The organism is Streptomyces sp. NPDC002640 (genome assembly GCF_053592575.1).
In genome coordinates this window covers 325,787-348,471 of sequence record NZ_JBSFVZ010000001.1, presented here as the reverse complement: position 1 = coordinate 348,471, position 22,685 = coordinate 325,787, and the positions used below count along the sequence as shown (strand labels likewise).

Annotated in this window: 22 protein-coding genes and 1 pseudogene; 10 read left to right on the top strand and 13 right to left on the bottom strand. The window is 72.8% G+C overall.

The genetic code is table 11. The annotated features are described in order from the left end of the window. Nucleotides 1-327 precede the first annotated feature (327 nt). Nucleotides 328-678 (top strand): type I-E CRISPR-associated protein Cas6/Cse3/CasE, encoded by a 351-nt coding sequence (locus ACWD3O_RS01555; protein ID WP_451414502.1) that lies wholly within the window; start codon nt 328-330, stop codon nt 676-678. A gap of 123 nt (nt 679-801) precedes the next feature. Here ACWD3O_RS01555 and ACWD3O_RS01550 read toward each other — a convergent pair whose 3' ends face one another. Further along, nucleotides 802-1,200 (bottom strand): PIN domain-containing protein, encoded by a 399-nt coding sequence (locus ACWD3O_RS01550; protein ID WP_451414501.1) that lies wholly within the window; start codon nt 1,198-1,200, stop codon nt 802-804. Further along, nucleotides 1,197-1,478, bottom strand: a complete 282-nt coding sequence (locus ACWD3O_RS01545) for a hypothetical protein (protein ID WP_318213685.1) — start codon at nt 1,476-1,478, stop codon at nt 1,197-1,199. The genes ACWD3O_RS01550 and ACWD3O_RS01545 overlap by 4 nt, the downstream gene beginning before the upstream one ends. Before the next feature lie 517 nt (nt 1,479-1,995). On the opposite strand from ACWD3O_RS01545, the gene ACWD3O_RS01540 reads away from it, so the two are divergent. Together ACWD3O_RS01540 and ACWD3O_RS01535 are read left to right on the top strand one after the other, a co-directional pair. Continuing rightward, nucleotides 1,996-2,451 (top strand): hypothetical protein, encoded by a 456-nt coding sequence (locus ACWD3O_RS01540; protein WP_451414500.1) that lies wholly within the window; start codon nt 1,996-1,998, stop codon nt 2,449-2,451. Between the two features lies 1 nt (nt 2,452). Beyond that, nucleotides 2,453-2,629 (top strand): hypothetical protein, encoded by a 177-nt coding sequence (locus tag ACWD3O_RS01535; RefSeq protein WP_451414499.1) that lies wholly within the window; start codon nt 2,453-2,455, stop codon nt 2,627-2,629. Nucleotides 2,630-2,872: 243 nt separating this feature from the next. Here ACWD3O_RS01535 and ACWD3O_RS01530 read toward each other — a convergent pair whose 3' ends face one another. The 4 genes from ACWD3O_RS01530 to ACWD3O_RS01515 all read right to left on the bottom strand — a co-directional run bounded on the left by ACWD3O_RS01530 (nt 2,873) and on the right by ACWD3O_RS01515 (nt 6,346). After that, nucleotides 2,873-2,998, bottom strand: a complete 126-nt coding sequence (locus ACWD3O_RS01530; protein ID WP_451409610.1) for a hypothetical protein — start codon at nt 2,996-2,998, stop codon at nt 2,873-2,875. 91 nt (nt 2,999-3,089) lie between these two features. Then, on the bottom strand, nt 3,090-4,661 hold the full coding sequence (locus tag ACWD3O_RS01525) for an MFS transporter (RefSeq protein ID WP_451414498.1): 1,572 nt from the start codon (nt 4,659-4,661) through the stop codon (nt 3,090-3,092). A gap of 267 nt (nt 4,662-4,928) precedes the next feature. Continuing rightward, the gene (locus tag ACWD3O_RS01520; protein WP_451409608.1) at nt 4,929-5,531 is read right to left on the bottom strand and encodes an NAD(P)H oxidoreductase; all 603 of its coding nucleotides are present in this window, start codon (nt 5,529-5,531) and stop codon (nt 4,929-4,931) included. Between the two features lie 65 nt (nt 5,532-5,596). Beyond that, complete coding sequence (locus tag ACWD3O_RS01515; protein WP_451409607.1) at nt 5,597-6,346, bottom strand: SDR family oxidoreductase; 750 nt, start codon at nt 6,344-6,346, stop codon at nt 5,597-5,599. A gap of 184 nt (nt 6,347-6,530) precedes the next feature. On the opposite strand from ACWD3O_RS01515, the gene ACWD3O_RS01510 reads away from it, so the two are divergent. Further along, entirely contained in the window at nt 6,531-9,743 is a 3,213-nt protein-coding gene (locus ACWD3O_RS01510) for a BTAD domain-containing putative transcriptional regulator (RefSeq protein ID WP_451414497.1), read from the top strand. 703 nt (nt 9,744-10,446) lie between these two features. Then, a complete protein-coding gene (locus ACWD3O_RS01505) occupies nt 10,447-11,913 on the top strand; it encodes an endo-1,4-beta-xylanase (RefSeq protein ID WP_451414641.1) in 1,467 nt (488 codons plus the stop codon). Nucleotides 11,914-12,060: 147 nt separating this feature from the next. Here ACWD3O_RS01505 and ACWD3O_RS01500 read toward each other — a convergent pair whose 3' ends face one another. Further along, on the bottom strand, nt 12,061-12,609 hold the full coding sequence (locus ACWD3O_RS01500; RefSeq protein WP_451414496.1) for a PIN domain-containing protein: 549 nt from the start codon (nt 12,607-12,609) through the stop codon (nt 12,061-12,063). A gap of 40 nt (nt 12,610-12,649) precedes the next feature. Further along, on the bottom strand, nt 12,650-13,099 hold the full coding sequence (locus ACWD3O_RS01495) for a helix-turn-helix domain-containing protein (RefSeq protein ID WP_451414495.1): 450 nt from the start codon (nt 13,097-13,099) through the stop codon (nt 12,650-12,652). 649 nt (nt 13,100-13,748) lie between these two features. Between ACWD3O_RS01495 and ACWD3O_RS01490 the strand changes: the two genes are divergently transcribed. The 4 genes from ACWD3O_RS01490 to ACWD3O_RS01475 all read left to right on the top strand — a co-directional run bounded on the left by ACWD3O_RS01490 (nt 13,749) and on the right by ACWD3O_RS01475 (nt 16,216). Next, nucleotides 13,749-14,291 (top strand): hypothetical protein, encoded by a 543-nt coding sequence (locus tag ACWD3O_RS01490; RefSeq protein ID WP_451414494.1) that lies wholly within the window; start codon nt 13,749-13,751, stop codon nt 14,289-14,291. Next, nucleotides 14,288-14,929, top strand: a complete 642-nt coding sequence (locus ACWD3O_RS01485; protein ID WP_451414493.1) for a YeeE/YedE thiosulfate transporter family protein — start codon at nt 14,288-14,290, stop codon at nt 14,927-14,929. Before ACWD3O_RS01490 ends, ACWD3O_RS01485 begins: the two co-directional genes overlap by 4 nt. Further along, a complete protein-coding gene (locus tag ACWD3O_RS01480; RefSeq protein WP_451409601.1) occupies nt 14,929-15,345 on the top strand; it encodes a YeeE/YedE thiosulfate transporter family protein in 417 nt (138 codons plus the stop codon). The genes ACWD3O_RS01485 and ACWD3O_RS01480 overlap by 1 nt, the downstream gene beginning before the upstream one ends. Before the next feature lie 220 nt (nt 15,346-15,565). After that, nucleotides 15,566-16,216 carry an SUKH-4 family immunity protein gene (locus ACWD3O_RS01475; protein ID WP_451414492.1) on the top strand — a complete coding sequence of 217 codons (651 nt, stop codon included), beginning with the start codon at nt 15,566-15,568 and terminating at the stop codon, nt 16,214-16,216. 43 nt (nt 16,217-16,259) lie between these two features. On the opposite strand, the gene ACWD3O_RS01470 is transcribed toward ACWD3O_RS01475, so the two are convergent. The 5 genes from ACWD3O_RS01470 to ACWD3O_RS01450 form a co-directional block, all read right to left on the bottom strand. Beyond that, complete coding sequence (locus tag ACWD3O_RS01470; protein WP_451414491.1) at nt 16,260-18,302, bottom strand: iron ABC transporter permease; 2,043 nt, start codon at nt 18,300-18,302, stop codon at nt 16,260-16,262. A gap of 4 nt (nt 18,303-18,306) precedes the next feature. Further along, a complete protein-coding gene (locus tag ACWD3O_RS01465; protein ID WP_451409598.1) occupies nt 18,307-19,299 on the bottom strand; it encodes an ABC transporter substrate-binding protein in 993 nt (330 codons plus the stop codon). Next, a complete protein-coding gene (locus tag ACWD3O_RS01460) occupies nt 19,296-20,216 on the bottom strand; it encodes an ABC transporter ATP-binding protein (RefSeq protein ID WP_451409597.1) in 921 nt (306 codons plus the stop codon). Before ACWD3O_RS01460 ends, ACWD3O_RS01465 begins: the two co-directional genes overlap by 4 nt. A 198-nt stretch (nt 20,217-20,414) precedes the next feature. Further along, on the bottom strand, nt 20,415-21,476 hold the full coding sequence (locus tag ACWD3O_RS01455; RefSeq protein WP_451414490.1) for an SPFH domain-containing protein: 1,062 nt from the start codon (nt 21,474-21,476) through the stop codon (nt 20,415-20,417). A gap of 32 nt (nt 21,477-21,508) precedes the next feature. Then, a complete protein-coding gene (locus tag ACWD3O_RS01450; RefSeq protein ID WP_451409595.1) occupies nt 21,509-21,955 on the bottom strand; it encodes an NfeD family protein in 447 nt (148 codons plus the stop codon). 249 nt (nt 21,956-22,204) lie between these two features. Here ACWD3O_RS01450 and ACWD3O_RS01445 point away from each other — a divergent pair. After that, nucleotides 22,205-22,675 (top strand): annotated as a pseudogene (locus tag ACWD3O_RS01445) (MarR family transcriptional regulator); the annotation flags it as partial. Nucleotides 22,676-22,685: the final 10 nt, after the last annotated feature.

Genomic DNA, 22,685 nt, shown 5'->3' with positions numbered 1-22,685 from the left:
CGGTATGTTTCCCCCACTCTCGCGGGTTCCGGACGGCGCATCCTGAGTACTGGTACTCAACCGGACGGATTCCGGTACCCAGGGCAGGAGAGGCGGAGCGGGCCGGCGGCGGCCAGGCATTCCCCCTCGCGATGCCTCGCCCCCGGGCGCGGGCCCGGCCCGGCCCGGTCGGGTCGGCTCGGGTCAGCCCACCGGTGCGGTGGGCGCCTGGTAGGCGGAGAGCGGGCGGACCACCCCGCCAGGACGGCGTTGGGTTCCCCTGCCCGCGATGCCACGTGCGACCACTTCTGCCCGAGTGGTTCTCCGTCGTCTTCTCCACGCTCCTCAATGGTGACGGGCTCGGGGCTCCTCCCCCTGGATCCAGTGGATGTTGACCGCGTTGACCGCCTGATCGGGTCCCGGCCGACCGGTCCTCTCCGGTGTCCTGGATCGCGGCGCAAGGCAGCGTCGCCTTCGGTGCCGACGGAGAGAGAGAAGGGGGCCGTCATTGCGAGGCGCTTGGCGAGAAACCCGACCTTTCTTCAGGCAACCCGTCTGGAAGGGCTGGCTCTGATCGCTGACCCCATCGCATTGCAGGGAGCGGTCCTCTCCGGCATCGGCCGCGGACGCGCCTATGGATTAGGTCTGCTCTGCCTCAGGCCGGCCGACACTGATGTATCCCCAGTACTGCACTTATGACAGGTGAGTGCGCCCTGATCAGGTCCAAGGGCTTCGGGACCGCGGCGTCCTACCCCCGCGCGCCGTCTCCGCGACAGAGAAGGGAGACGCAGGAGAGCACGTCTTGCCAGCAGTTGCCTCGGCTCAGACCTTTTCGGCGCTCACGCGTGGATGCCCGGCAGTGAGCATCCCGACGTCTTCTACGTCGGAAGTCAGGATCGTCACCCTGCCGGGATGCCGCAGGGCGGTCGCGCACAACATGGCGTCGATGGCGTACTTGTGGCCGTGCAGCCCCGCTGCCCGCAGCAAGGCGGCAGCGGATTGCGCGACGGTTTGGGTCACCGGCTCGACGCTCAGACGGGACAGGGTCCACCTCAGTGCGGCGTCGTTGATCTTCGGATGGATCACCTCGACCAACACGGCCGCCGAGGTGATCACGGGCAGATCCGCGTCGCGAGCCGCCGTCAGCCACTCGTGGATTTCCCGATCCCGGTGGACGGCCTTCGCCAGGCCCTCGCTGTCCAGGACCAGGACACCGCTCACGCGGCCGCCCCGGCGTTCGTGGCGCCTCCGGTCAGCCGGGCACGCTTGGCCGCCACGGCCTCGGGATCGGCCGGACCGTGCACCTTGTCGAAGTCTGCGATCAGCTCGTCCAGATTGTCGCGCTCGATCTGCCGCTGGGCCGCCTTCTCCAGGTAAGCCGAGACACCTCGCTTGCCGACCCGCTCACGGATGGCCTGCAGGGTTCCGGCGGTCAAGGTTACGGAGATACCGCTGGTAGGGCCGTCGCCGGGCGGAAAGTCAACGTCGTCGTCAGTCACACTCCGAGTATGCCATTCGAAATAGCATAGCGGGTGGAAAGCAGTAGCACCGCGCGGCTCTGATCGAACGACGGAGGTTCCGGCGCCAGGCGCTCGGGGATGCAGTGCGGTCGCAACGCCCCGTTCAACAGCTGAACCCCGCACTGGGCGGGCGGACCGTGTGCAGCCGTCCCTTCGGTGGCGCCGGCCCGCCGCTTTACGACGTCCCGTGCCCTCCGCATGCCCGTAAGGACGGCAACACACGGTCAACGACGGTGCATTCCGACACGCACGATCACCTCGGGGGTCAGGTATCAATGCTGGTCAGCGCCATGGAACCTGTGCGAGCGCTGTCGCTTCCCAAGCTGAGAGCGCGAGTTCGATTCTCGTCACCCGCTCCAGAGTGAGACCCCAGGTCAGCGACCTGGGGTTGTTTGTTGTCCAGACCATTTCCGAGGGCTCGTGCCCTCCACGCGCCCAAGTGAGCGCGCCGTCAATGCGATGGCCTGTGATGACAGGACCGTGGCACAGTCACCGGATGTCCAACGACGTCGCCTGTCCCGTCTTCCGCACTTCCTGTCCTGTGGTGGCCCTGAGTGTCGCGTGTTGCCTCGTGGAGTTCGGCCGCTGGGAGTATTCCAAGGTCTCGGCGTACGCGGAGATGCAATCCGTTGCCGAGGTGCGGCGGATGGCGCGGGCCATGACCGAGGGGTGGTTCTCCGGGGCGTTCGAACTGGAGGAAGTGGAAGGGGTTCCGTTCGAGGACCAGCCCCCTCTGGCCGTCGGTGTCCCGGCGAGTGGCCTGCCGACCGAGGCGGCGGCACTCGAGGGGCGGCTGCCGGTGGAGTGGGAGGTGCTGGACCTTCCGATCGGCAGCATCGAGGACTCTTTCACCGCGGCGATCGGTCCGAACGCGGGCTGGATCAACTGGGACTCGTTGCAGTGGCCGGACGCACCGGAGGCGGGATTCCAGGGCGAGTGCAAAACACGCTGAGGTGACCCTTCTCTTCAACGCCCATACGCGTGAGCTCGACGAGCCCACCGGCGATCACACCGTTCTCGTCCACGTCCGCGGTGGTGTCGTCGATGGCCGCCAACGCGAAGAGCCATTCGCCCACTGGATTGCCGCGCAGGTGGGACTCACCGTCATCGGGCCCGAACAACTGCCCTGACGGCGGCCCGCCCCCCTCGTGCGCCCGGGTGAGGGTTGGCAAGCAGCCAGAATCCTCGTCGGTGGCGACGTCCCGCTGGGCGAGGCCGGACTGACGGCGCGCCTCCGCCAGTTGGTGACCGCGCGCCTCGGCCAAGAGGCGGCGGGAGCCGGCCCCCACGTCGGCGGGCTTCGCACCGGCCTCGTACAGCTCCTGCTCCAGAACCTCTCAGTCCTGTGCGATCTTCTTGGGCATGGCCCCTCCTCAGTCCTCGTCGTCGCTGACGTACTCGCGGTAGAGCTGTTCCGCCAGCGGGATGTGGTCGCGATACCAGCGCTCCCAGTCCGCCGTCGCTTCCCGAGCTGAGAGCGCGAGTTCGGTACTCGTCACCCGCTCCATGGGAAACCCCCGGGTCAGAGACCCGGGGGTTCGTTGTTGTGCGGAGCAGTGGATGGCTTTGGTGTTCCGCCCCCACCGGCGCTCAGGGCGTGGGAGCTGCCGTGACCGGTTCCGGGGCCGCCGCCTCGGGCTCCGTCCCCGTCCCGGCGGGGGCGGTGGCCGTGCCGATGGCCGGGATGTGCCGCAGCAGTGTCGCCGCCACGGCGGCGGTCACCAGCGCCAGGGCCGCACTCGTGGTGGCCGCCGTCTGGAGCCCCGTGGTGAAGGCTTCCTTCGCGGAGGCCAGCAGCGCGGCACCGTCCGGGATTCGTTCCGCGGCGGCGATCGCCGCGCCGATGGTGTCCTTGGCCGCGGCGGGGGCTTCGCCAGGCATCTCGCCGCGGTAGACCGCGACCGCGAGGGTGCCCGTGACCGCGATGCCCAGGGCCAGGCCCAGGTCGTAGGCCGTCTGGCCGGTCGCCGCGGCGGCCCCCGCCTTCGCCTCGGGTGCGGCACCGACCGCCAGGACGGTACCGAGGACGCTGATCGGGGCGATCCCGAACATGATCACGGCCAGCCCCAGCGAGGCGGTCAGGACGCCCTCGGACAGGGCGATCGCCGCGTACCCGGTGAGAGAGAGCAGCAGGCCGCCGACCAGGACGTACGCCGGACGGATCCGGCGGGCGAGGACCGGGGTGAGCTGGGAACCGGCGATCAGCCCCGCCGCTCCGGGCAGCAGCCACAGTCCGGCCTCCAGCGGCGACTGTCCCGCCACGGCCTGGAGGTACTGCGGGACGAGGTACTCGACGCCGTTCAGGGCGGCCATCCCGAGCAGCAGGGTGAGGAGCGCGCCGGTGAAGGCCCGGTCGTGGAAGAGCCTCAGGTCCAGGAGAGGCGCGGCCAGACGGTTCTGCCTGCGTACGAACGCGACGGTGCTCACCGCTCCGGCGGCGAAGGCGACGGCGGGCTCCCAGGCGGCGGTGCCCGAGGCGAGGCTCTTGATCGCGTACACCACCGGCAGGACGGCCAGCAGGAACAGCGCGACACTCGCCAGGTCCAGCCGTCCCGGGGCCGGGTCGCGGTACTCGGGCAGCAGCGTCCGGGCCGTGACCAGAGCGAGCAGCATGACGGGTACGCCCATGAGGAAGACCGAGCCCCACCACCAACTCGCCAGCATCACACCGCCGACGACCGGTCCGACGGCGAGGCCGACCGAGAGCGCGGTCACCCACATCGCGACGGCCGTCGCCCGCTCACGCGGGTCGGTGAACATGTGGCTGATCAGGGAGAGCGTGGACGGGAGCACGGCCGCGCCGGCGATGCCGAGCAGCGCACGGGCCGCGATCAGCACCTCCGGGCTAGGGGCGTACGCGGCGATCAGCGAGGCCACGACGAACCCGGCCGAGCCGGCCATGAGCAGCTTGCGGCGGCCCACGCGGTCGCCGAGCGTGCCCATGATCACCAGGGTTCCGGCGGTCAGGAACCCGTAGATGTCGGTGGTCCACAGGAGCTCGGCGCTGCTGGGCCGCAGATCGGCGGCGAGATGGGGCGTGGCCAGCCACAGCACACCGAGGTCGGCGGTCATCAGGGCCACGGGGAGGAGCAGGGTGGCGAGCCCGAGCCACTGCCGGGCGCCTGCCTTTTCGGGGGCCCGGGAAGCGATGTCGTTGGTCATGGGGCCACGGTGCGGGGCGGTGTTTCGGATCCGGCTCGGACGGTGTTGCGGTGGTGTTCGGGAGGGTGCGGACGCCCTGAGCGGCTCGGGGAGGGCGGGAGGACCGGGCCAGGCGGGAGGACCGTGTCCCTCGGGGGTGTCCGCGTGCGCCGCGCCCGGAGGCGTGCGCGGGACGGCGAACGCCGCGGCCGTCCGGGCGGGTACCCGGACGGCCGCGGCGTTCGCGGAGTGGCTGAGCCCGCCGGCGTGACCGGCCGGACGGGGGCGTCAGTGCGGCAGGCGTTGGTCCAGTGCCGCGCCGGCCGCGGCCAACACCTCCCGTACCCGCGCGGGTCGCAGCGCGTGCGGGACGCCGGACAGTTCGGTGCCGTGCAGCAGATGCACCGACGCTTCGGTGATGCCGCAGAACTCGGAGACGCCGACCCGCAGTTGGACGTCCATCGCGGTGTCGAGGCCGGCCTTCGCGTAGTCCGCGTCGGTACCGCCCGCGAGACCCAGCCAGAGCATCCGCTTCCCGGCGAGCCGGGGTTTGCTGCGGCCGTACGCGAAGCCGTAGTTCCACACGCGGTCGATCCAGCCCTTGACGACCGCGGGCGGCGCGAACCACCACACCGGGAAGACGACGAGGATGTCGTCCGCGGCGGCCATCCGGTCCATGTGGGCGTGGACCTCGGGCGAGTACCGCTTCTCCCGGTCCTCCCAGTCCGGTTCGTCGACGGGCGTCAGCCGCGGGTCGAACTCCTCGGCGTACAGGTCGAGGACGTCGACCGTGCCGCCCGCCTCTGTGAGGCGGACCCGCAGGTGGCCGGCGACCTGGGCGGTCAGCGAGTCCGACCGGGGGTGGGCCAGGACCAGCAGGGTGTGGGGCATGGGTGTCTCCGGTTCTCTCCGGTGGCAGAACTTGTGGGTGATCCCGCGGGTGATGGAGGGGGCGGTCAGATGCCGAGGCCGGAGCCGCCGCTCACGTCGATGTTCTGGCCGGTCACCCACCGGGCGTCGTCGGAGGCGAGGAAGGAGACGACGTCGGCGACGTCGGCGGGCTGCCCGACCCGGTCGAAGACGGAGAAGCCGGCGGCGTGGGCCTTGGCGGCGGGGTCGGCCATCCAGGGGTGGATGTCGGTCTCGATGGTGCCGGGGGAGACGGCGTTGACGGTGATGCCGCGGGAGCCGAGGGTCTGCGCCAGGGTGAGGGTCAGTACCTCGACGGCGCCCTTGGAGGCGGCGTAGGACGTCATGCCGGGGAAGGCGACCTTGGTGACGCCGGAGGAGACGTTGATGATCCGGCCCCCGTCGCGCAGGCGTTCCAGGCCCTTCTGGATGATGAAGAAGGGGGCCTTGGCGTTGACCGCGAAGACCTTGTCGTAGTCGGCCTCCGACACCTCGTGGATCAGCCCGGGACCGGCGATGCCCGCGTTGTTGACCAGGATGTCGAGGCCGTCGGCGTGCTCGTCGAACGCACGCCACAGGGCCTCCGCGTCGCCGGGGACGCCCAGTTCGGTACGGATCGCGAAGGCGTCGCCGCCCGCCGCCTCGACGGCGGCCACGGTCTCCTTGGCCGCCGCCTCGTTGCTCGCGTAGTGGACGCCGACGCGGGCGCCCTCGGAGGCCAGGCGCAGGGCGATGGCACGGCCGATGCCGCGACTGGCGCCGGTGACGAGAGCGGTGGTGCCGGTGAGCTTGTTCATGGTGGGTCCCCTTCGACGGGTTCGGTGCCCGGTGACTGGCTGCTGTCGGGGAACACCGTCGGACGCGGGCCTTCGGATACGGCTCGGGCGGTGTTACGGCCCTGTTCGGGGCGGCGGCTCCGGTGCGCCCTGACCGGCCGGGAACACCAAGGCGGCGCCGAACGCCGCGCGTTACCGTGACGGCATGCGATTCGGGGTGCTGGGGGAGACGGCCGTGTGGACCGACGCGGGGCAGCCCGTCCGCGTCCCGGAGTTGAAGGTGCGGGCCCTGCTCGCCTCCCTGCTCGTCGCCCCGGGGCGGCCCGTGGCCACCCACCGGCTGATCGACGACCTGTGGGGCGACGAGCCGCCCGGCAACCCGGCCAGGGCACTGCAGGCCAAGGTCTCCCAGCTGCGCCGCGTCCTGGAGGAGGCGGAGCCGGGCGGCCGCGCACTCGTCGAGTCCCGGGCACCGGGCTACCGGCTGGCCGTGGCCGAGGGGGCCCTCGACGCGGACCGGTTCGCCGCGCTGGCGGCCCGGGCCAGGGCCGAGCAGGACGCGCGCCTGCGGGCCGGGCTGCTCGCCGACGCGCTCGCCCTGTGGCGGGGGCCGGCGTTCGCGGACTTCGCCCAGGAGGCGTTCACCCGGGCTGCCGTGAACCGGCTGGAGGAGGACCGGCTCGCCGTCCTCGAGGAGCACGCCGAAGCCCGCCTCGACAGTGGTGCACACGCGGAACTGGCGGGCGAGCTGGCGGAGCTGGTCGCGCGGTATCCCCTGCGGGAACGGCTGCGGTCCGTGCAGCTGCGCGCGCTGTACCGGTCCGGGCGGCAGAGCGAGGCGCTCGCCGGATACGAGGAGCTGCGGACGCGGCTCGCGGAGGAACTCGGTCTCGACCCGAGCCCCGACCTGGCCGCGCTGCAGCGCGCGATGCTCCGGCAGGACCCCGGCCTGGGCGCCGCCCGCCGGGACCCCGCTCCCGCCCGAACCAGGACGAACATCCTCGCCCCGCTCAGCGATCTCGTCGGCCGGGCGGGCGAGGTCGCCGATGTACGCGAACTCCTGCGCACACGGCGGCTGGTGACCCTGACCGGTCCCGGCGGCGTCGGCAAGACCCGGCTGGCGGTCGCCGTCGCCGAACAGGTGAAGGACGGTTTCCCGGACGGGGCGTGGCTGGTCGAGCTCGCCGGATCCGGCGGTGACCTGGCCGAGGTCGTCGCGGCCACGATGGAGCTGCGGGACGACGGGGTCTGGGGTGTACGGCCCGAGGCGGAGCCGCCGCTCGACGCGGCGGCCCGGCTCGCCGAGGTGCTGCGCGACAGGCGGATGCTGCTCGTCCTCGACAACTGCGAGCATGTGATCGACGAGGCCGCGGCACTGGCGGAGCTGCTGCTGCGGTCGGCTCCCGGGCTGGTGCTGCTCACCACCAGCCAGGAGCCGCTGGCGCTGGCCGGGGAGACCCTGTGGGCCGTGCCGCCGCTCGCTCCGCGGGACGCCGTCGACCTGTTCACGGCGCGGGCCACGGCCGCCGCGCCCGGCTTCGTGGTCGACGCGCGCAACGCGGACGCGGTCGGCGCCGTGTGCCGTCGGCTGGACGGTGTTCCGCTGGCCCTGGAGCTGGCGGCGACCCGGGTGCGGGCGCTCGGTGTGCACCGGCTGCTCGAGGGACTGGACGACCGGTTCCGGCTGCTCAGCGCCGGGCAGCGGGGTGCGCCCGCCCGCCAGCGGACGCTGCGCGCGGTGCTGGAGTGGAGCTGGGAGCCGCTGGAGGAGCCCGAACAGGCCGTGCTGCGGCGGCTCGCCGTGCACGCCGAGGGGTGCACGCTGGAGGCCGCCGAGGAGGTGTGCGCGGGCGACGGGGTCGATGCCGGGGACGTGCTGAACGTGCTGGTGCGGCTGGTGGACCGGTCGCTGGTGGTCGCCGTCGACGGGGCCGAGGGGTCCCGGTACCGGCTGCTGGAGTCCGTCTCCGCGTACTGCGTCGAACGGATGCGGGAAGCGGACGAGACGGAGCCGGTACGGCGGCGGCACCTCGCGTACTACACGGGGCTCGCCGAGACCGCGGAGCCCGGACTGCGCGGACACGAGCAGGGCACGTGGCTGTCACGGCTGGACGCGGAGAGCGCGAATCTGCGCTCGGCCCTGGACGGTGCGGTCGAGCGGCAGGAGACGGACCAGGCGCTCCGGCTCGTCGACGCGCTGTCCTGGTACTGGATCCTGCGCGGCCGGCTCGGCGAGGCGCGACGCTCGGTCACCGCGGCGCTCGCGCTGCCCGGCGGGGAGGCGGCACCGCGGGCGAGGGCCGGCGTGTGGCAGACCGGCATCGCCATCCTGACCGGGGACGGCGCCGGGCGGGCGGCCCGGATCGAGAGGGCGCTCGAGGCGTGCGACCGGCTCGGTGACCCGCGGCAGACGGCGTGGGCGCGGTGGTTCCTGGCGCACGCCCTGTGCGGGACGGGGGACCTCCTGGAGGGCGAGGCGCTCACCGAGGCCTCGCTGGACGGCTTCCGGGCGCTCGGTGAGCGCTGGGGAGAGGCGGCCGCGCTGGCGGACAGGTCCGTCCAGCGGCTGCTGCGGGGCGATCTGGCCGGTACGGAGGCGGACGCGGGGCGCAGCGCGCAGCTCTTCGCCGACGTCGGGGACGCCTGCGGCCGGTTGTGGTCGGTGTACCCGCTGGCGTCGGTCGCCGAGATCCACGGCGACTACGAGCGGGCGGCCAGGCTGCGGCAGGACGCGCTCGACACCGCCGACGAGTTCGGCCTCTCCACCCAGGCCGCGGACCTGTTGTCGGGGCTCGGGCGGGTGGCGCTGCTCACCGGCGACCTCGGCGAAGCGCGGGAGTACCACGAGCGGTCACGGCGCCTCGCCGCCGAACTCGGCTTCCGCGCGGGCGAGATCAACGCGGAGCTGGGGCTCGGCCTCGGCGCGCGCCGTGAAGGGCTCCTCGACGAGGCCGGTGCCCGGATGCGTACGGTCCTGCGATGGCATCGCCAGGTCGGTCTCGACGGGGCGAACGCGCTGGTCCTGGCCGAGCTGGGCTTCGTCGCGGAGCTGCGCGGCGACGCGCGGGGCGCGCTGGCCCACCACGAGGAGGGCTACGCGACGGCCCTCACCACCGGCGACCCCCGGGCCGTCGCCCTCGCCCTGGAGGGCCTCGCCGCCGCCCACGCCCTCGCGGACCGTCCCGGGACGGCGGCGCTCCTCCTCGGCGCCGCCTCCGCCGCCCGCGCCGCCACGGGCGCGCCGCTCCCGGCCGCGGAGCGCCCGGACGTCGACCGCGCCACCGCCACGGCGACGGCCGCGCTGGGGGCGGTGGCGTTCGAGGACGCCTTCGCGCGGGGGGAGTCGCTGTCGCCGGAGGCGGCGCACGAGCAGGCGGCGTACGAGCAGGCGGCGTACGCGCGGGCGGCGCACCGCTGAACAGCCTCCGCGTGCGACGCGAGAAGGCTCCGAAATGTTTCGAAGAAAGCTCAGACACATCGGTGTCGCGCGCCGCGCACGCGCGGCCCCCGCGACCGAATCCGGCACCGATCCGGCGGTTCCGCGCGAGGGAGAAGGCGGATGGACGGCGGCCGTTTCCTTGCCCTGCCTGGGCGCTGCCTGGATCCTGCCTGGCAGGACTGATCCGCAGGCGGGAGCACCCGGAGCGTCGTCCAGCACAACGGGAGGTCGAAAGTTTCGGTCTCCGGAGAGAAATGTTTTTCTGCCGGGCGTATTGACGGCCCTCTGCGGCGCCGCAATCATCCACCACTGGAACGACTGACCAGAGCGTCACAAGTACCCCTGCACACACCGCAGTTCCGCACCGCAGCACGCGCACGACCACCCCCACACATCACCTGGTCCGGTGAGGTCCGCACCGGCGCGTCCCGGCTCTTCGCAAGGGAAGAGGCAGGCCACGCCGCGTGCGTCCCCCGCCGGCCGAGCCGCGACGGTGAGGTCCCCCCATGTCCGTGTCGCACCATCGCCGGCGACCGCCGTAGGCCCTGACGGGCCCCGAACCCCGCGCCGGCCGTCGCCGGCCGTTTCCGGTCCGCCCTTCCGGCCCTTCCGGCCACTCGGCCTCAGCGTCAGTCCTTCCGTCCCGCACCTCATCCGCGATTCCCGCATGGGAGGCACAGTCATGGGCTCGTACGCCCTTCCAGGATCCGACGTCCGCCGGAGGATCCGCGGCCTGCTGCTGGCACTGCTCGTCGGTGCCGTCGGCCTGGCCACCGCACTGGTCGGCCTGCCGACCGCGAGCGCCGCCGAGAGCACGCTCGGCGCCGCCGCCACGCAGAACGGCCGCTACTTCGGCACCGCGATCGCCGCGGGCAAGCTCGGCGACTCGACGTACACGACGATCGCGAACCGCGAGTTCAACTCGGTGACCGCCGAGAACGAGATGAAGATCGACGCCACGGAACCGCAGCGCGGCCAGTTCAACTTCACCTCCGCCGACCGCGTCTACAACTGGGCCGTGCAGAACGGCAAGCGGGTCCGCGGCCACACCCTGGCCTGGCACTCCCAGCAGCCCGCCTGGATGCAGAGCCTCAGCGGCAGCACGCTGCGCCAGGCGATGATCGACCACATCAACGGCGTGATGGGCCACTACAAGGGCAAGATCGCCGAGTGGGACGTGGTGAACGAGGCGTTCGAGGACGGCAATTCGGGCGCCCGCCGGGACTCCAACCTGCAGCGCACCGGCAACGACTGGATCGAGGTCGCCTTCCGCACCGCGCGCGCCGCCGACCCGGCCGCCAAGCTCTGCTACAACGACTACAACGTCGAGAACTGGACCTGGGCCAAGACCCAGGCCATGTACAACATGGTCCGCGACTTCAAGCAGCGCGGCGTGCCGATCGACTGCGTCGGCTTCCAGTCCCACTTCAACAGCGGCAGCCCCTACAACAGCAACTTCCGCACCACCCTGCAGAACTTCGCCGCCCTCGGCGTCGACGTGGCCGTCACCGAGCTCGACATCCAGGGCGCCTCCGCCACGACCTACGCCAACGTGGTCAACGACTGCCTGGCCGTGCCGCGCTGCATCGGCATCACCGTGTGGGGCGTGCGTGACAGCGACTCCTGGCGGTCCGGGGACACTCCGCTGCTGTTCAACAACGACGGCAGCAAGAAGGCCGCCTACACCTCCGTCCTCAACGCCCTGAACAGTGGCTCGCCCGGCCCGAACCCGACGACCCCGCCGCCCACGACCCCGCCGCCCACCTCGGGCGCCGCGCCGATCAAGGGTGTCGGCTCCGGCCGCTGCCTGGACGTGCCCAGCAGCAGCACCACGGACGGGACCCAGGTCCAGCTGTGGGACTGCAACGGCGCCGCCAACCAGCAGTGGACGCACACGTCCACGGGCGAGCTCCGGGTCTACGGCAACAAGTGCCTGGACGCCGCCGGCTCCGGCAACGGCGCCGCGGTCCAGATCTACAACTGCTGGGGCGGCGACAACCAGAAGTGGCGCCTCAACTCCAACGGCTCCATCACCGGCGTCCAGTCCGGCCTCTGCCTCGACGCCGTCGGCACCGGAACCGCCAACGGCACCAAGATCCAGCTCTACTCCTGCTCCGGCGGCAACAACCAGCGCTGGACCCGCAGCTGAGCGAAGCGCGACCCGCACACGGTGCCCGACCCGGCGAGACCGGGTCGGGCACCCGGGCGTTCGGGTGCGGCCGATCAGCAGCCGCGGCCGGCTGATGCCCGCGCGCCCCGGTCAGCAGTCGGCAGGCCCCTCTCCGTCTCGGACCGCCTACTCGCCGAAGCGGTCAACGAATTGTGGAACGCCCGCCTTGGCCAGGCGGGCGAGAACTGCGCGCAAGGTGACAGGAGGGTTGCGCTTCTCCGCCGCCAGCCGGATGACCGTCGTACGCACCTCACGCGGCCACTCCTCGAGGAGCGCGCAGAGATAAGTGTCCGGGTCGACGACACGCAGACCATGCCGGACCAAGTCTCGGGCGGGAAAGTCGTCAAGGTTCCATGTGATCAGCGTTCGCGCGCCGCCCGCGATCGCAGCGGCCGCGTGGTGCCGATCATCCGGGTCGCTGCCCGGCATGACATCGACGAGATGCGCGTACTCGAGCTCGTCGACCGCGCAGTCGGCGAAGAACTCCCGGATCGCCCCTGTGATGGCCGCGGCCGAGGCGGCAGAGCGCTGCTGCTCACGGACGATCACACGCTCCCACTCGGACAGCAGCCGCTCGGACCACACGAGTTCGTGCACCGCGTCCTCGGTGAGCGCCAGCATTAGATCCATCACCGAGAACGGGAAGAGCACATTGGTGTCCACAAAGACCCGCACGGGACGACTTCCTCTCCGACCACCTGCCTACCGTCACCGATCAGTAGGGCAGATCGGTCTGCTCCACCGTGTCCGCGATGCGCCGGCGACCTTCCCGCCTGCGCTCCCTCCTCGCCTGGAACTGCAGAACTTCGGCAAGAGGCACCACTCGGTGGCTGCTACCGGGCAAGTGATGCGAGGGAATCTCACCGCTGTCCAGGAGCCGGACCACAAACGGCCGGGACAGCCCCAGCAGCTCCGCGGCCTCGGTCGGGGTCAGCTGGGTCTCCGACGCAAGAACGGTCACCGCATGCCCGGCAGCCAGCTCACCGGCGGAAGCGATCAGTATCCGGGCCAGCTCTGAAGGAAGCACCAGCTCGGAGCCATCGGCCGTCCGCAACACCGCCTGGACGTCGTCGGCGCCCAGACGACTGGCCTCCCTGAGCGCACCACGGTGGGCAGGGTCGGGCTCCACCTTCGTCGCCCCGGCGAGAACGCTGCTCCGCACCATGTCCGCCTCCTCCTGCGAGAACCCAGCCACCATATCTGCAATAACCGTAACCGCTGAGAGAGTGGTACGCCAGCGATGTGGTGATTTGCCACCCGGTGAGCAGCGGCACACAAGAGGGAGGATGGCGACGCTGCTCGGTCGCCCGTACAGACAGCACCCCACCCGCCGGCCGACGTCGGTCAGGGACGCACCCGGACCCCGGCCCGGAATCCCGCTCGGCCTGCCGCTTGAGGTCGTGCTGGTTCCCTGACGTCCCCGTCACCGGACGTGCACGGAAACACCGCAGGTCAAGGGTCGGGGTCAGCCCGGGCGCGATCGCTTCCCGCGCTGGGAGCGCGGGTGCGGCGCCCGGTACCCGCCCCGCGCGGAACGCCGGTTCCGCAGCGCCCTCGTGCACACGGAACCGCAGTTTCGGGCGGCCTTGGGGCCGAAGCGTGAGTGAAGTGGGCGTGCTGTGTGGGTCGTTGCCCGGGGTGGCGGAACAGTGGTTGCATCCGGCGTGGACATGGCGACGCCTGCCCTGTTGCGGCGTCATGCCCGCGAGCCCCGAGGCCTCTCACAGCGGTTCGGGGGCGGCAAGGACGACAACCGAGAACGGCACCCGTCCACCCCGGGACGGGTGGTGCGGCGCCGGTCGGAAAGGAGCCACGTGGCTTGCCCGCACGCCGCAGGATGCCCGCTCTTCCCCCTCCTCAGATCCAGCCTCCGCGGCTGGCGCGACTACTACTGCGACAGCGGTGACCGCTGGGGGGACTGCGCGCGTTACAAGATGTCGCTCACCGGGGAACCCGTGCCCATCAGCCTGCTGCCCAACGGCCACAGCGCGCGGCACCTCCAGGACCCGGTCGGCGCGGACGCGTCCCGCATGCCCGACCCGGGCCGGACGCACACCGCCACCGCCTGGTCGCAGCCGGCGCCTGCCGGGCCGGCCTCCCAGCCGTCGGGCTACCGGGCCGCGGCCGGGGAGGCCGGCGCCTGGTTCGCGAGCGTTCCCCCGGCGGACCAGGCCGCCCCGTACCAGCAGCCGGCGGCGCCCGGATACGCGCACCAGGCACCCGGATACGCGCACCAGGCACCCGGATACCCGCACCAGGCACCGGACCACGCCGCCCGGCACGGCCGGCAGGCGCCGCCGCGCGCGAAGCGCGGTTGGTGGGCCCGGCTCGTCGATTGGATGAAGAGCCCGTCATGAGCACCTACTGGCCCTGGTGGGCGGGCGCCGCCGGGCTCGCCCTGGTCACCATCGCCTACACCGTCGCCACCGACCGCTCCTTCGGAGTGTCGTCGGCGTGGGACCGCGTGCTGCACTGGCGCAGCGAACGCCGTGTCGAGCGGGAGGAGGCGGCGTTCGCGGACGACCGTGCCCTCGCGGAGGCGCTCGCCGCGGCCACGCCCGAGCAGTTCCGGACCGGTCCCGGCACGTCCGCCGCGTACGGGCCGGACCCGGACGACGGTCCGGTGGGGGGCGGGCACCGCCGGGTGACGAGCCTGACGAGCCTGCGACCGGCGCCGCTGGTCACCCAGGCCGCCCTGCTGGTGTCGATCTTCGTCGGCGGACTGATCGCCGCGGTCACGTCCGGCCGGTTCCAGCTCCGCCTCGACATGGGCCCCGGCTTCCGGGACCTGGTCACCGGCGACCCGCTCACCATGGTCGCCCTGCTGTTCGTGGGAGGCGTGCTGGTCGGTTTCGGCACCCGGCTGGCCGGCGGGTGCAGCTCCGGCCACGGACTCAGCGGCTGCGGCCGGCTGAACCCGGTCAGCATCGTCGCGACCGCCGTGTTCTTCGGTACCGCCGCGGCGGTGTCGTTCCTGCTGTGGAAGGTGATCTGATGCGTACCCGGGGCGGCATCCTGCTGACCAACGTCGTCGTCGGGCTGGGTCTCGGCTTCACCGTCGCCAACATCGGGTTCGGCGACTACGCCGAACTGAATCGCATGTTCACCTTCCAGGACCTGCGGATGTTCTTCGCCTTCGCGGGCGCCGTCGGCCTCATCGTCTGCGTCTTCGCCCTGCTGCGGGTCCGCCGCAACCCCGGGCGCGTGCACGCCGGTGTGGTGCCGGGCGCGGTCCTGTTCGGCACGGGCTGGGCGATCTCCGGCGGGTGCCCGGCCATTCCGATCATCCAGGTCGCGGGCGGGTACCTGCCCGCCGTGGTGACCATCGCCGGGATCGCCGTCGGGATCCGGCTGTGCCGGTGGGCCAACGGCCGGTACTTCCTGCTCGACCGCGGCTCCTGCGGGCTGTGACGCGGACTGCGACGCCGGCTCCCGAACGCCAGCTGTGACACGGGCGCCGCAACGCCGCCTGTGACGCGGGCTGTGACGCCGGCTCCCGCACGCCGCCTGTGACGCGGGTTCCGCAACGCCGCGTGCGACGCCGGCTCCGACGCGGATTGGGCCGCCGGGCCTCACCCCCACCCCCTGGGCCTAGGGTGGCCCGGTCGGCCCGTCACCGTGAGAGGTTCTGATGCCCGAGCAGCCCGCGGAGGACCCCGCCGCCGCTCCGACCGCACTGTTCGACGTGACCCGCGGCGCACTCGTCGCGGTCTTCGGCGAGGACGGAGTCACGGCCCTGCCCGCCACCGCCTTCCCGCCCGCGGTGGCGGAGACCGCGGGCGCACGCCTCCTGCGGACCGTCGGCGTCCCCGCCGAGGCGGTCGTGCTGTACGAGCCCCGCGAGGACTCCGGCCGGCTGCCCCTCGTCCGGGACTGCGTGCACCTGGAGGACGTCGAGGACGCCCCGGAGGGCGCGGGCGGGTGGCCCGTCATCGGCTGGCTGCTCAACGCCCACCTCGCCCTCGACCCCGCGTCGGGCGCCGTGTACGCCTTCGACCCCGACGAGCAGACCGCACGGCGACTCCACACGGACGTCTCCTCGTTCATCGAGGTCGCCGCCCGGTTCCGGCGCCTGCTGGAGGAGTTCACCTTCGACGGCGACCAGGAGGCCGGCTTCGCACTCCTGGAGCGTGCGGTGGAGCGGATCCGCCAGGAGATCGGCGACGTCGACCCGCTTCCCTTCCAGGACGACGAGACCTGCTGGTCGGTCGTCGGCGAGGAGATCGCCCTGGGCCGGCACTTCACGGCCGGCAGTCCCGGAGGACGCGCGCTGTACGGGTGACCCCCGCTCCGCGCGCTCCCCCGGGGTCCGGGCGGCAGGCCCGTCAGCCCCGGCTGCGGACCAGGAGCCACAGGAAGTACGGCGTGCCGATCAGCGCGGTCATCAGGCCCGCCCCGAGCTGGGCGGGGGCGATGACCGTGCGGCCGAGCAGGTCGGCGGCGCAGACCAGCACCGCGCCGAGCAGGACGGCGACCGGCACCACGCGGGCGTGGCGGCGGCCGACGAGGGCGCGGGCCGCGTGCGGGGCGACCAGGCCGACGAAGCCGATGGCGCCCGCGGCCGCCACCGCCGTCGCGCTGAGCAGCACGCTCAGCACCAGCAGTGTCAGACGTTCGCGCGACAGGCCGATGCCCAGCAGCTGGGGGGTGTCCTCGTCCAGCGAGATCAGGTCCAGCTCGGTGCGCCGGGCGGCGGACACGGCGATGCCCAGGGCGAGCACCACGGCCAGCGGCAGCAGGTCCGGGAAGGTCCGCCCGTAGGTGGAGCCGGAGAGCCAGGTCAGCGCCTTGGTGGCGTTGTACGGGTCGGTGAGGACGATGATCAGGCTGATCAGCGAGGTCGTCGCGGTGGCCACGCCCATGCCGACCAGGACCAGCCGGTTCTGCCGGAAGCCCCCCTTGGCGGCGAGGCCGAACACCACCACCGAGGCCACCGCCGCGCCCGCGAACGCCGCTCCGGCCACGCCCCAGGAGCCGACGAGCGGCACCGAGGTCACCAGCAGCACCGCGCCGAGGGCGGCGCCGTTGGTGACGCCGAGCACCGCCGGTTCGGCGAGCGGGTTGCGGGTGACGGCCTGCACCAGCGTGCCGGCCAGCGCGAGGGCGGCGCCCGCCAGCAGCGCCGCGCCCACCCGCGGTACACGGGTGTCGAGGACGAAGGTGACGGCCCGCCCGGACCGCCCCTGCGCCCAGTTGACGACGTCGCCGAGGAGCAGTTTGGCGTCGCCCAGCAGCACGCCGGCGACGGTCACGCCGACCAGGAGGACGACCAGCGCCGTCAGCACCGTGAGGAACACCCGGCGGCTGCGCGGCCGCAGGCGGTCCGGGGCGGCGGACTCGGCGGTGTCGCGCAGCCGGGTCGCCGCCACGATCAGGAACACCGCGCCGACGAGGCTGGTCACCACGCCGGTCGGCACCGCGACGGACAGGTCGTCGGGGACCACGGCGCGCAGCGCGACGTCGGAGCCGAGGACCAGGGCGGCGCCGGTGAGACCGGCGAGCGGGACCGCCCCGCGCAGCCGGCCGAACGCGCGGACGCGGCGGGCCAGCGGCCGCACCAGCGCCGGGGCGCAGAGGCCCACGAAGCCGATCGGCCCGGCGAGGGTGACGGCGGCGGCGGACAGCAGGGAGGCCAGCACCACCACGGTGACCCGGGTGGTGCGGACGTCGACGCCGACGCCGCGGGCGGCGTCGTCGCCGAGCGCGAGCGCGTCGACCCGCCGCGCGGTCAGCAGCAGCCCGACCAGGCCGACGACGGCGATCGGCGCCATCTGGACGACGCCGCCGAAACCGTTCTGCGCGATGGAGCCCTGGTTCCAGGCGTACAGGCCCTCGGTCTGCTCGGGGAAGAGGAGCAGCAGTCCCTGGGTGACCGCGGTCAGGCCCAGGGCGAGGGCGCTGCCCGCGAGGACGAGGCGGACGGTGCCCGCGCCGAGGCCGGACAGCGACAGGACGACCGCCGCGGCGGCGAGGCCGCCGACGAAGGCGATGCCGGAGGAGGCGAGCAGCGGGAGGGAGACGCCCGTGATGGCGGCCACGCCGAGCGCCAGGTAGGAACCGGCGTTGACGGCCAGGGTGTCCGGGGAGGCGAGCACGTTGCGGCTGACGGCCTGGAGGGCGACGCCGGCCATGCCGAGCACGGCGCCGACCAGCAGTCCTGCGGTCATGCGCGGCAGCCGCGAGGCGATCACCACGGACGCGTCGCCCGGGGAGGCGGCGCCGGTGAGCGCCTTCCACAGCTCGGGCGCGCCCGCCGTCGCGGTGCCCTGGGTGACGTCGACGGCGGCGAGGACGGCGACCAGCAGGGCCAGTGCGGCCGTCACCGCGACGGCGGTCGCCGGGGCGGGTCTGGGTGCGGTGACGGCCATGGCGTTACTTCTTCGTCAGCGAGGCGACGAGGGAGTCGACGTACGCCTCCATGGAACGGGGGCCGCCGAACATCCAGATGCCGTCGTCGAGGCGGTGCACGTCGCCGTTCTCGACGAAGGGCAGCGACTTCCAGACGGCGTTGTCCGCGAGGACGCCGCCCTCGGCGTACGGGGTGGCGTTCTTGTCGCCGTCGTTGCCGATGTAGGCGAAGTGGGTGTCCTTCGGGAGCTTGGTGAGGCCCTCGACGTCGGTGGCGGCCAGGCCGTAGGACTCGTCGCCCTTCATCTTCCAGGTGTTCTTCAGGCCCAGCTCGGTGTTGACCTCGCCGATGAGGGAGGTGGCCGTGTAGGGGCGCACGGAGACCTGGTTGGAGGTCACGTAGCCGTCGGCGAAGGCGATGCCCTCGCCGGCCAGCCCGGCCTCCTCCAGTGCCTTCCGGCCCTCGGCCAGCTTGGCGTCGAACTCCTCGCGGACCTGCTCGGCCTTGTCCTCGGTGCCGGTGGCCTCGGCGATGAGGTCGACGTTCTCCAGCATCTGGTCGACCTGGCCGGAGCCGTCGGCGGAGCGGACCTGGAGGACGGGGGCGATGTCGCGGAGCTGCTTGACCGCGGCCTCGGGCAGGTCGGTGGTGGCGACGATCAGGTCGGGCGCCAGGGCGGCGACGGTGTCCATGCTGGGCTCGCCGCGGGTGCCGATGTCCTTGGGCTCGCCCTTGATCGGGGCCGAGGTGTTCCACAGCCCGTAGCCCTTGACGTCCGCGACGCCGGTCGGCTCGACGCCGAGCGTGAGCAGGCTCTCGACGACGTTCCACTCGGTGGCGACGACCTTGGTGGCCGGGCCGTCGAGCTCGACCTTGGTGCCGGCGGCGTCGGTGAGGGTGACGGCCTCGGACTTCTCGGTGTCCTTGGCGTCGGCGGCGGGCTCGGTGGTGCCGCAGGCGCTCAGCGAGAGGGCGGCGACGGCGGCGGTGGCCGCGACGAGGAGGTGACGCTTCATGAGGAGGGGGTGAGCCTTTCGGGCACGGGGCGGGTGTGGTGCCGGCCCACCGCGCGGGTGCGGAGGTGGCCGGTGAGGGGATCGGTGTCGACCTCGATGCGGATGCCGTAGGTCGCGGTCAGCCGGTCCGGGGTGAGGACCTCGGCCGGCTCCCCGTCCGCGACGATCCGGCCCTCGTGCAGCAGCACGACCCGGTCGGCGACGGCGGCCGTCTGGTCGAGGTCGTGGAGGACGACGCCGACGGCGATGCCGTGGTCGTCCGCCAGTTCGCGGATCAGGTCGAGGAGTTCGACCTGGTACCGCAGGTCCAGGTAGGTGGTGGGCTCGTCGAGCAGGAGGACGCCGGTTTCCTGGGCGAGGCAGCCGGCCAGCCAGACCCGCTGGAGCTGGCCGCCGGAGAGGTGCTCGGCGCCGCGGTCCGCGAGGGCGGTGGTGCCGGTGAGCGCCAGGGCCCGGTCGACGGCGGCGGCGCCGCCCGGGTCGGCCTTGCCCCAGCGGCCGCGGTACGGGTAGCGGCCGAACTCGACGACGTCGCGGACGGTGAGCCCGGTGGGGGTGGGCCGCGACTGGGTCAGCAGGGCGACGCGGCGGGAGAACTCGCGGGGGGTCAGGGCGAGGGCGTCGGTCTCCCGTCCGCCGCCGTCCTGCCCGCCGACCTGCCGGCCGTCCTGCCCGCCGTCCCGCTCGTCGGTGAGGGTGAGGGCGCCGTCGCGCGGCCGCTGCAGGCGGGCCATCGTGCGCAGCAGCGTGGACTTGCCGCTGCCGTTGGGCCCGACCAGGACGGTGACCTGACCCGGCCGCAGCGTCACGTCGGCCCGGTGGACGACAGGGGCGCCGTCGTAGGCCACGGTGACGTCTGTCGCCGTGAGTCGGTGCCCGCGCGGGGGTGTGACCAGGGAGGTCTCTTCGGCTCTCACGAAGGCGAGGTTAGCCTAACCTAAGCTCTTCGTCGGTTGCGGTTCGATATCGCTTGGTTTGGCGGGGCTGCGGGCAGAACGTTCCCCACGGACCGTCAGTTCACGGCCGCCGGAACGGAGGCCGGGCGAACTCCCGTGTCCGCCGCGGCCGTTGGCCGATGCGCACGCCCGGGCCGTGCGGGCGGGGGCGGGGAGGGGTCAGGCGCCCGGGGTCCGGCCCGGGTGGGGTGAGCGGGCGGCTTCCGCCTCGGCCTTGGCGTCGTCGACCGCCGCGGCGGCCTGCTTCCCGGCCTCGTCCGCGGCCGCGACCGCCTCGGCGGCGCCGCCCGGGCCGGCCCCCGGGTCCCGGTCGTACCGCCGCGTCCCGTCCCGCGGGGCCTCGCCGGCCGTCGGGTGGCCGTCGAACGCGCGGCTGACGGTCCGGACCGCCTCGGTGAGTTCCCCGGGGATCACCCAGAACGTGTTGCTGTCGCTGTTCGCCAGGTGCGGCAGGGTCTCGAAGTACTTGTAGGCCAGCACCTTCGGGTCGGCGTCGTTGCGGTGGATGGCCTCGAAGACGAGCTCCACCGACTTGGCCTCGCCGTCGGCCCGCAGGATCATCGCCTGCTGGGTGCCCTGCGCCTCCAGGATGTCCTTCTGCTTCGTGCCCTCCGCGGTCAGGATCTTGGCCTGCCGCTCGCCCTCGGCGTGCAGGATGGCGGCCCGCTTGTCCCGTTCGGCCCGCATCTGCTTCTCCATCGCCTCCTTGATGGTGTGCGGCGGGTCGATGGCCTTGATCTCGACGCGGTTGACGCGGATGCCCCACTTGCCCGTGGCGTCGTCGAGGACGGCGCGCAGCCGGGAGTTGATCTCCTCCCGCGAGGTGAGCGTGCGTTCCAGGTCCATGCTGCCGATGACGTTCCGCAGCGTGGTGACGGTGAGCTGGTCGATCGCCTGCAGGTAGTCGGCGACCTCGTAGGCGGCCGCCCGCGGGTCGGTGATCTGGAAGTAGAGCACGGTGTCGATGTTGACCACGAGGTTGTCCTCGGTGATCACCGGCCGGGGGTCGGACGAGTAGACCTGCTCGCGCACGTCCAGCTTGGTGTTGATGCGGTCCGCCACCGGCACGACCAGGTTCAGCCCGGGCTGCAGCGTCCGGCGGTACCGGCCGAAGCGCTCGATGTTGTAGCGCCGCGCCTGCGGCACGATCCGTACGGTGGCGGCCACCAGGAAGACGACCACGAGGGCCGCCACGAGGATGGGGACGACGACGGGATCCACAACGCCTCCGCTGCTGTTCCGCTGCTGTGGGCTCAGCCGGTTCCGGGGAGCAGGTCACGCGGGTGGACGACGGCCGTGGCGCCCTCGATCTCCATGACGTCGACCAGTGCTCCCACCGGGATCACCAGGCTGTCGTCGAGGGCGCGGGCCGACCACTCCTCACCGGCGAGTTTGACCAGGCCACGGGTGGCGGTGACCTCCCGCACCACCTCGGCGCGCCTGCCGATCAGCGCGTCGCTGCCCTCCCGCGCGAGGGGCTGACGCGCCATGTGCCGCAGCGCCACGGGGCGGACCACGGCGAGACCCGCGGCCGCCGTGAGCACGAACGCCACCAGCTGTCCGGCCAGGCCCACGCCGATGCCGGCGACGACGGCGGCGACCAGCGCGGCGGCCGCCAGCAGTCCGAGGAAGAGGGCGAGGGTGAAGAACTCCGCGACGCCCAGCACCGCGGCGGTGAGCAGCCACAGGTACCACGGCATCGCACTGCCCTCCTTCGGGGCCTCCCCTCCACGCTACCTCCGCGGCGCCCCACCGGGCAGGACACGGCGGCGGGCGGTGTGCGGCGGGGCGTGCGGGGCTCCTCGCGGGGGCGGGCTGTCGGGGCGGTATCGCCGCGGGCGCCGGGCGCCGGTGCCCGTGCCGTGATCACGGATGGATAAAGACGTCCGGGTCGGTACGGGCGACGATGTTGGCCCGCCGCTCCTCGGGGTACGGCGAGTGGGGTGGGTATGGGTGGTCTCCGTGCGGGTGGGCCGAACGGACCGCGTGACGAGTTCCTGTCCGTCGCGCGGCGGATCGCCGATGCCGTGGACCGCCTGGCGGAGCTGTGGTCGGTGGCCGCGCAGGGGGCGAGCCTGCGGTTGTCGCCGCACCAGCTGCGGGCCCTGCGCATCCTGGAGGCGGAACCGGGCCTCAACGTGACGGCGCTGGCGGAGAGCATGGAGGCGGGGACGCCCACGGCGAGCCGGCTGTGCGACCGGCTGGAGGCGGCGGGGCTGCTGGAGCGGCGGCTCCACCCGCAGGACCGGCGCGAGGTGCGGCTGGCCCTCACCGGTCGCGGCCGGCAGGTGCTGGCCGAGATAGCCGACCTCAGGTCGCGGGCGCTCGCCGCGGTCCTCGCGGGCATGACCCCCGCGGAACGCGAGGAACTCCGCCGGGGCCTCATCGCCTTCCGCACGGCCCACCCCAGCCGCACCCCACCGGACCCGG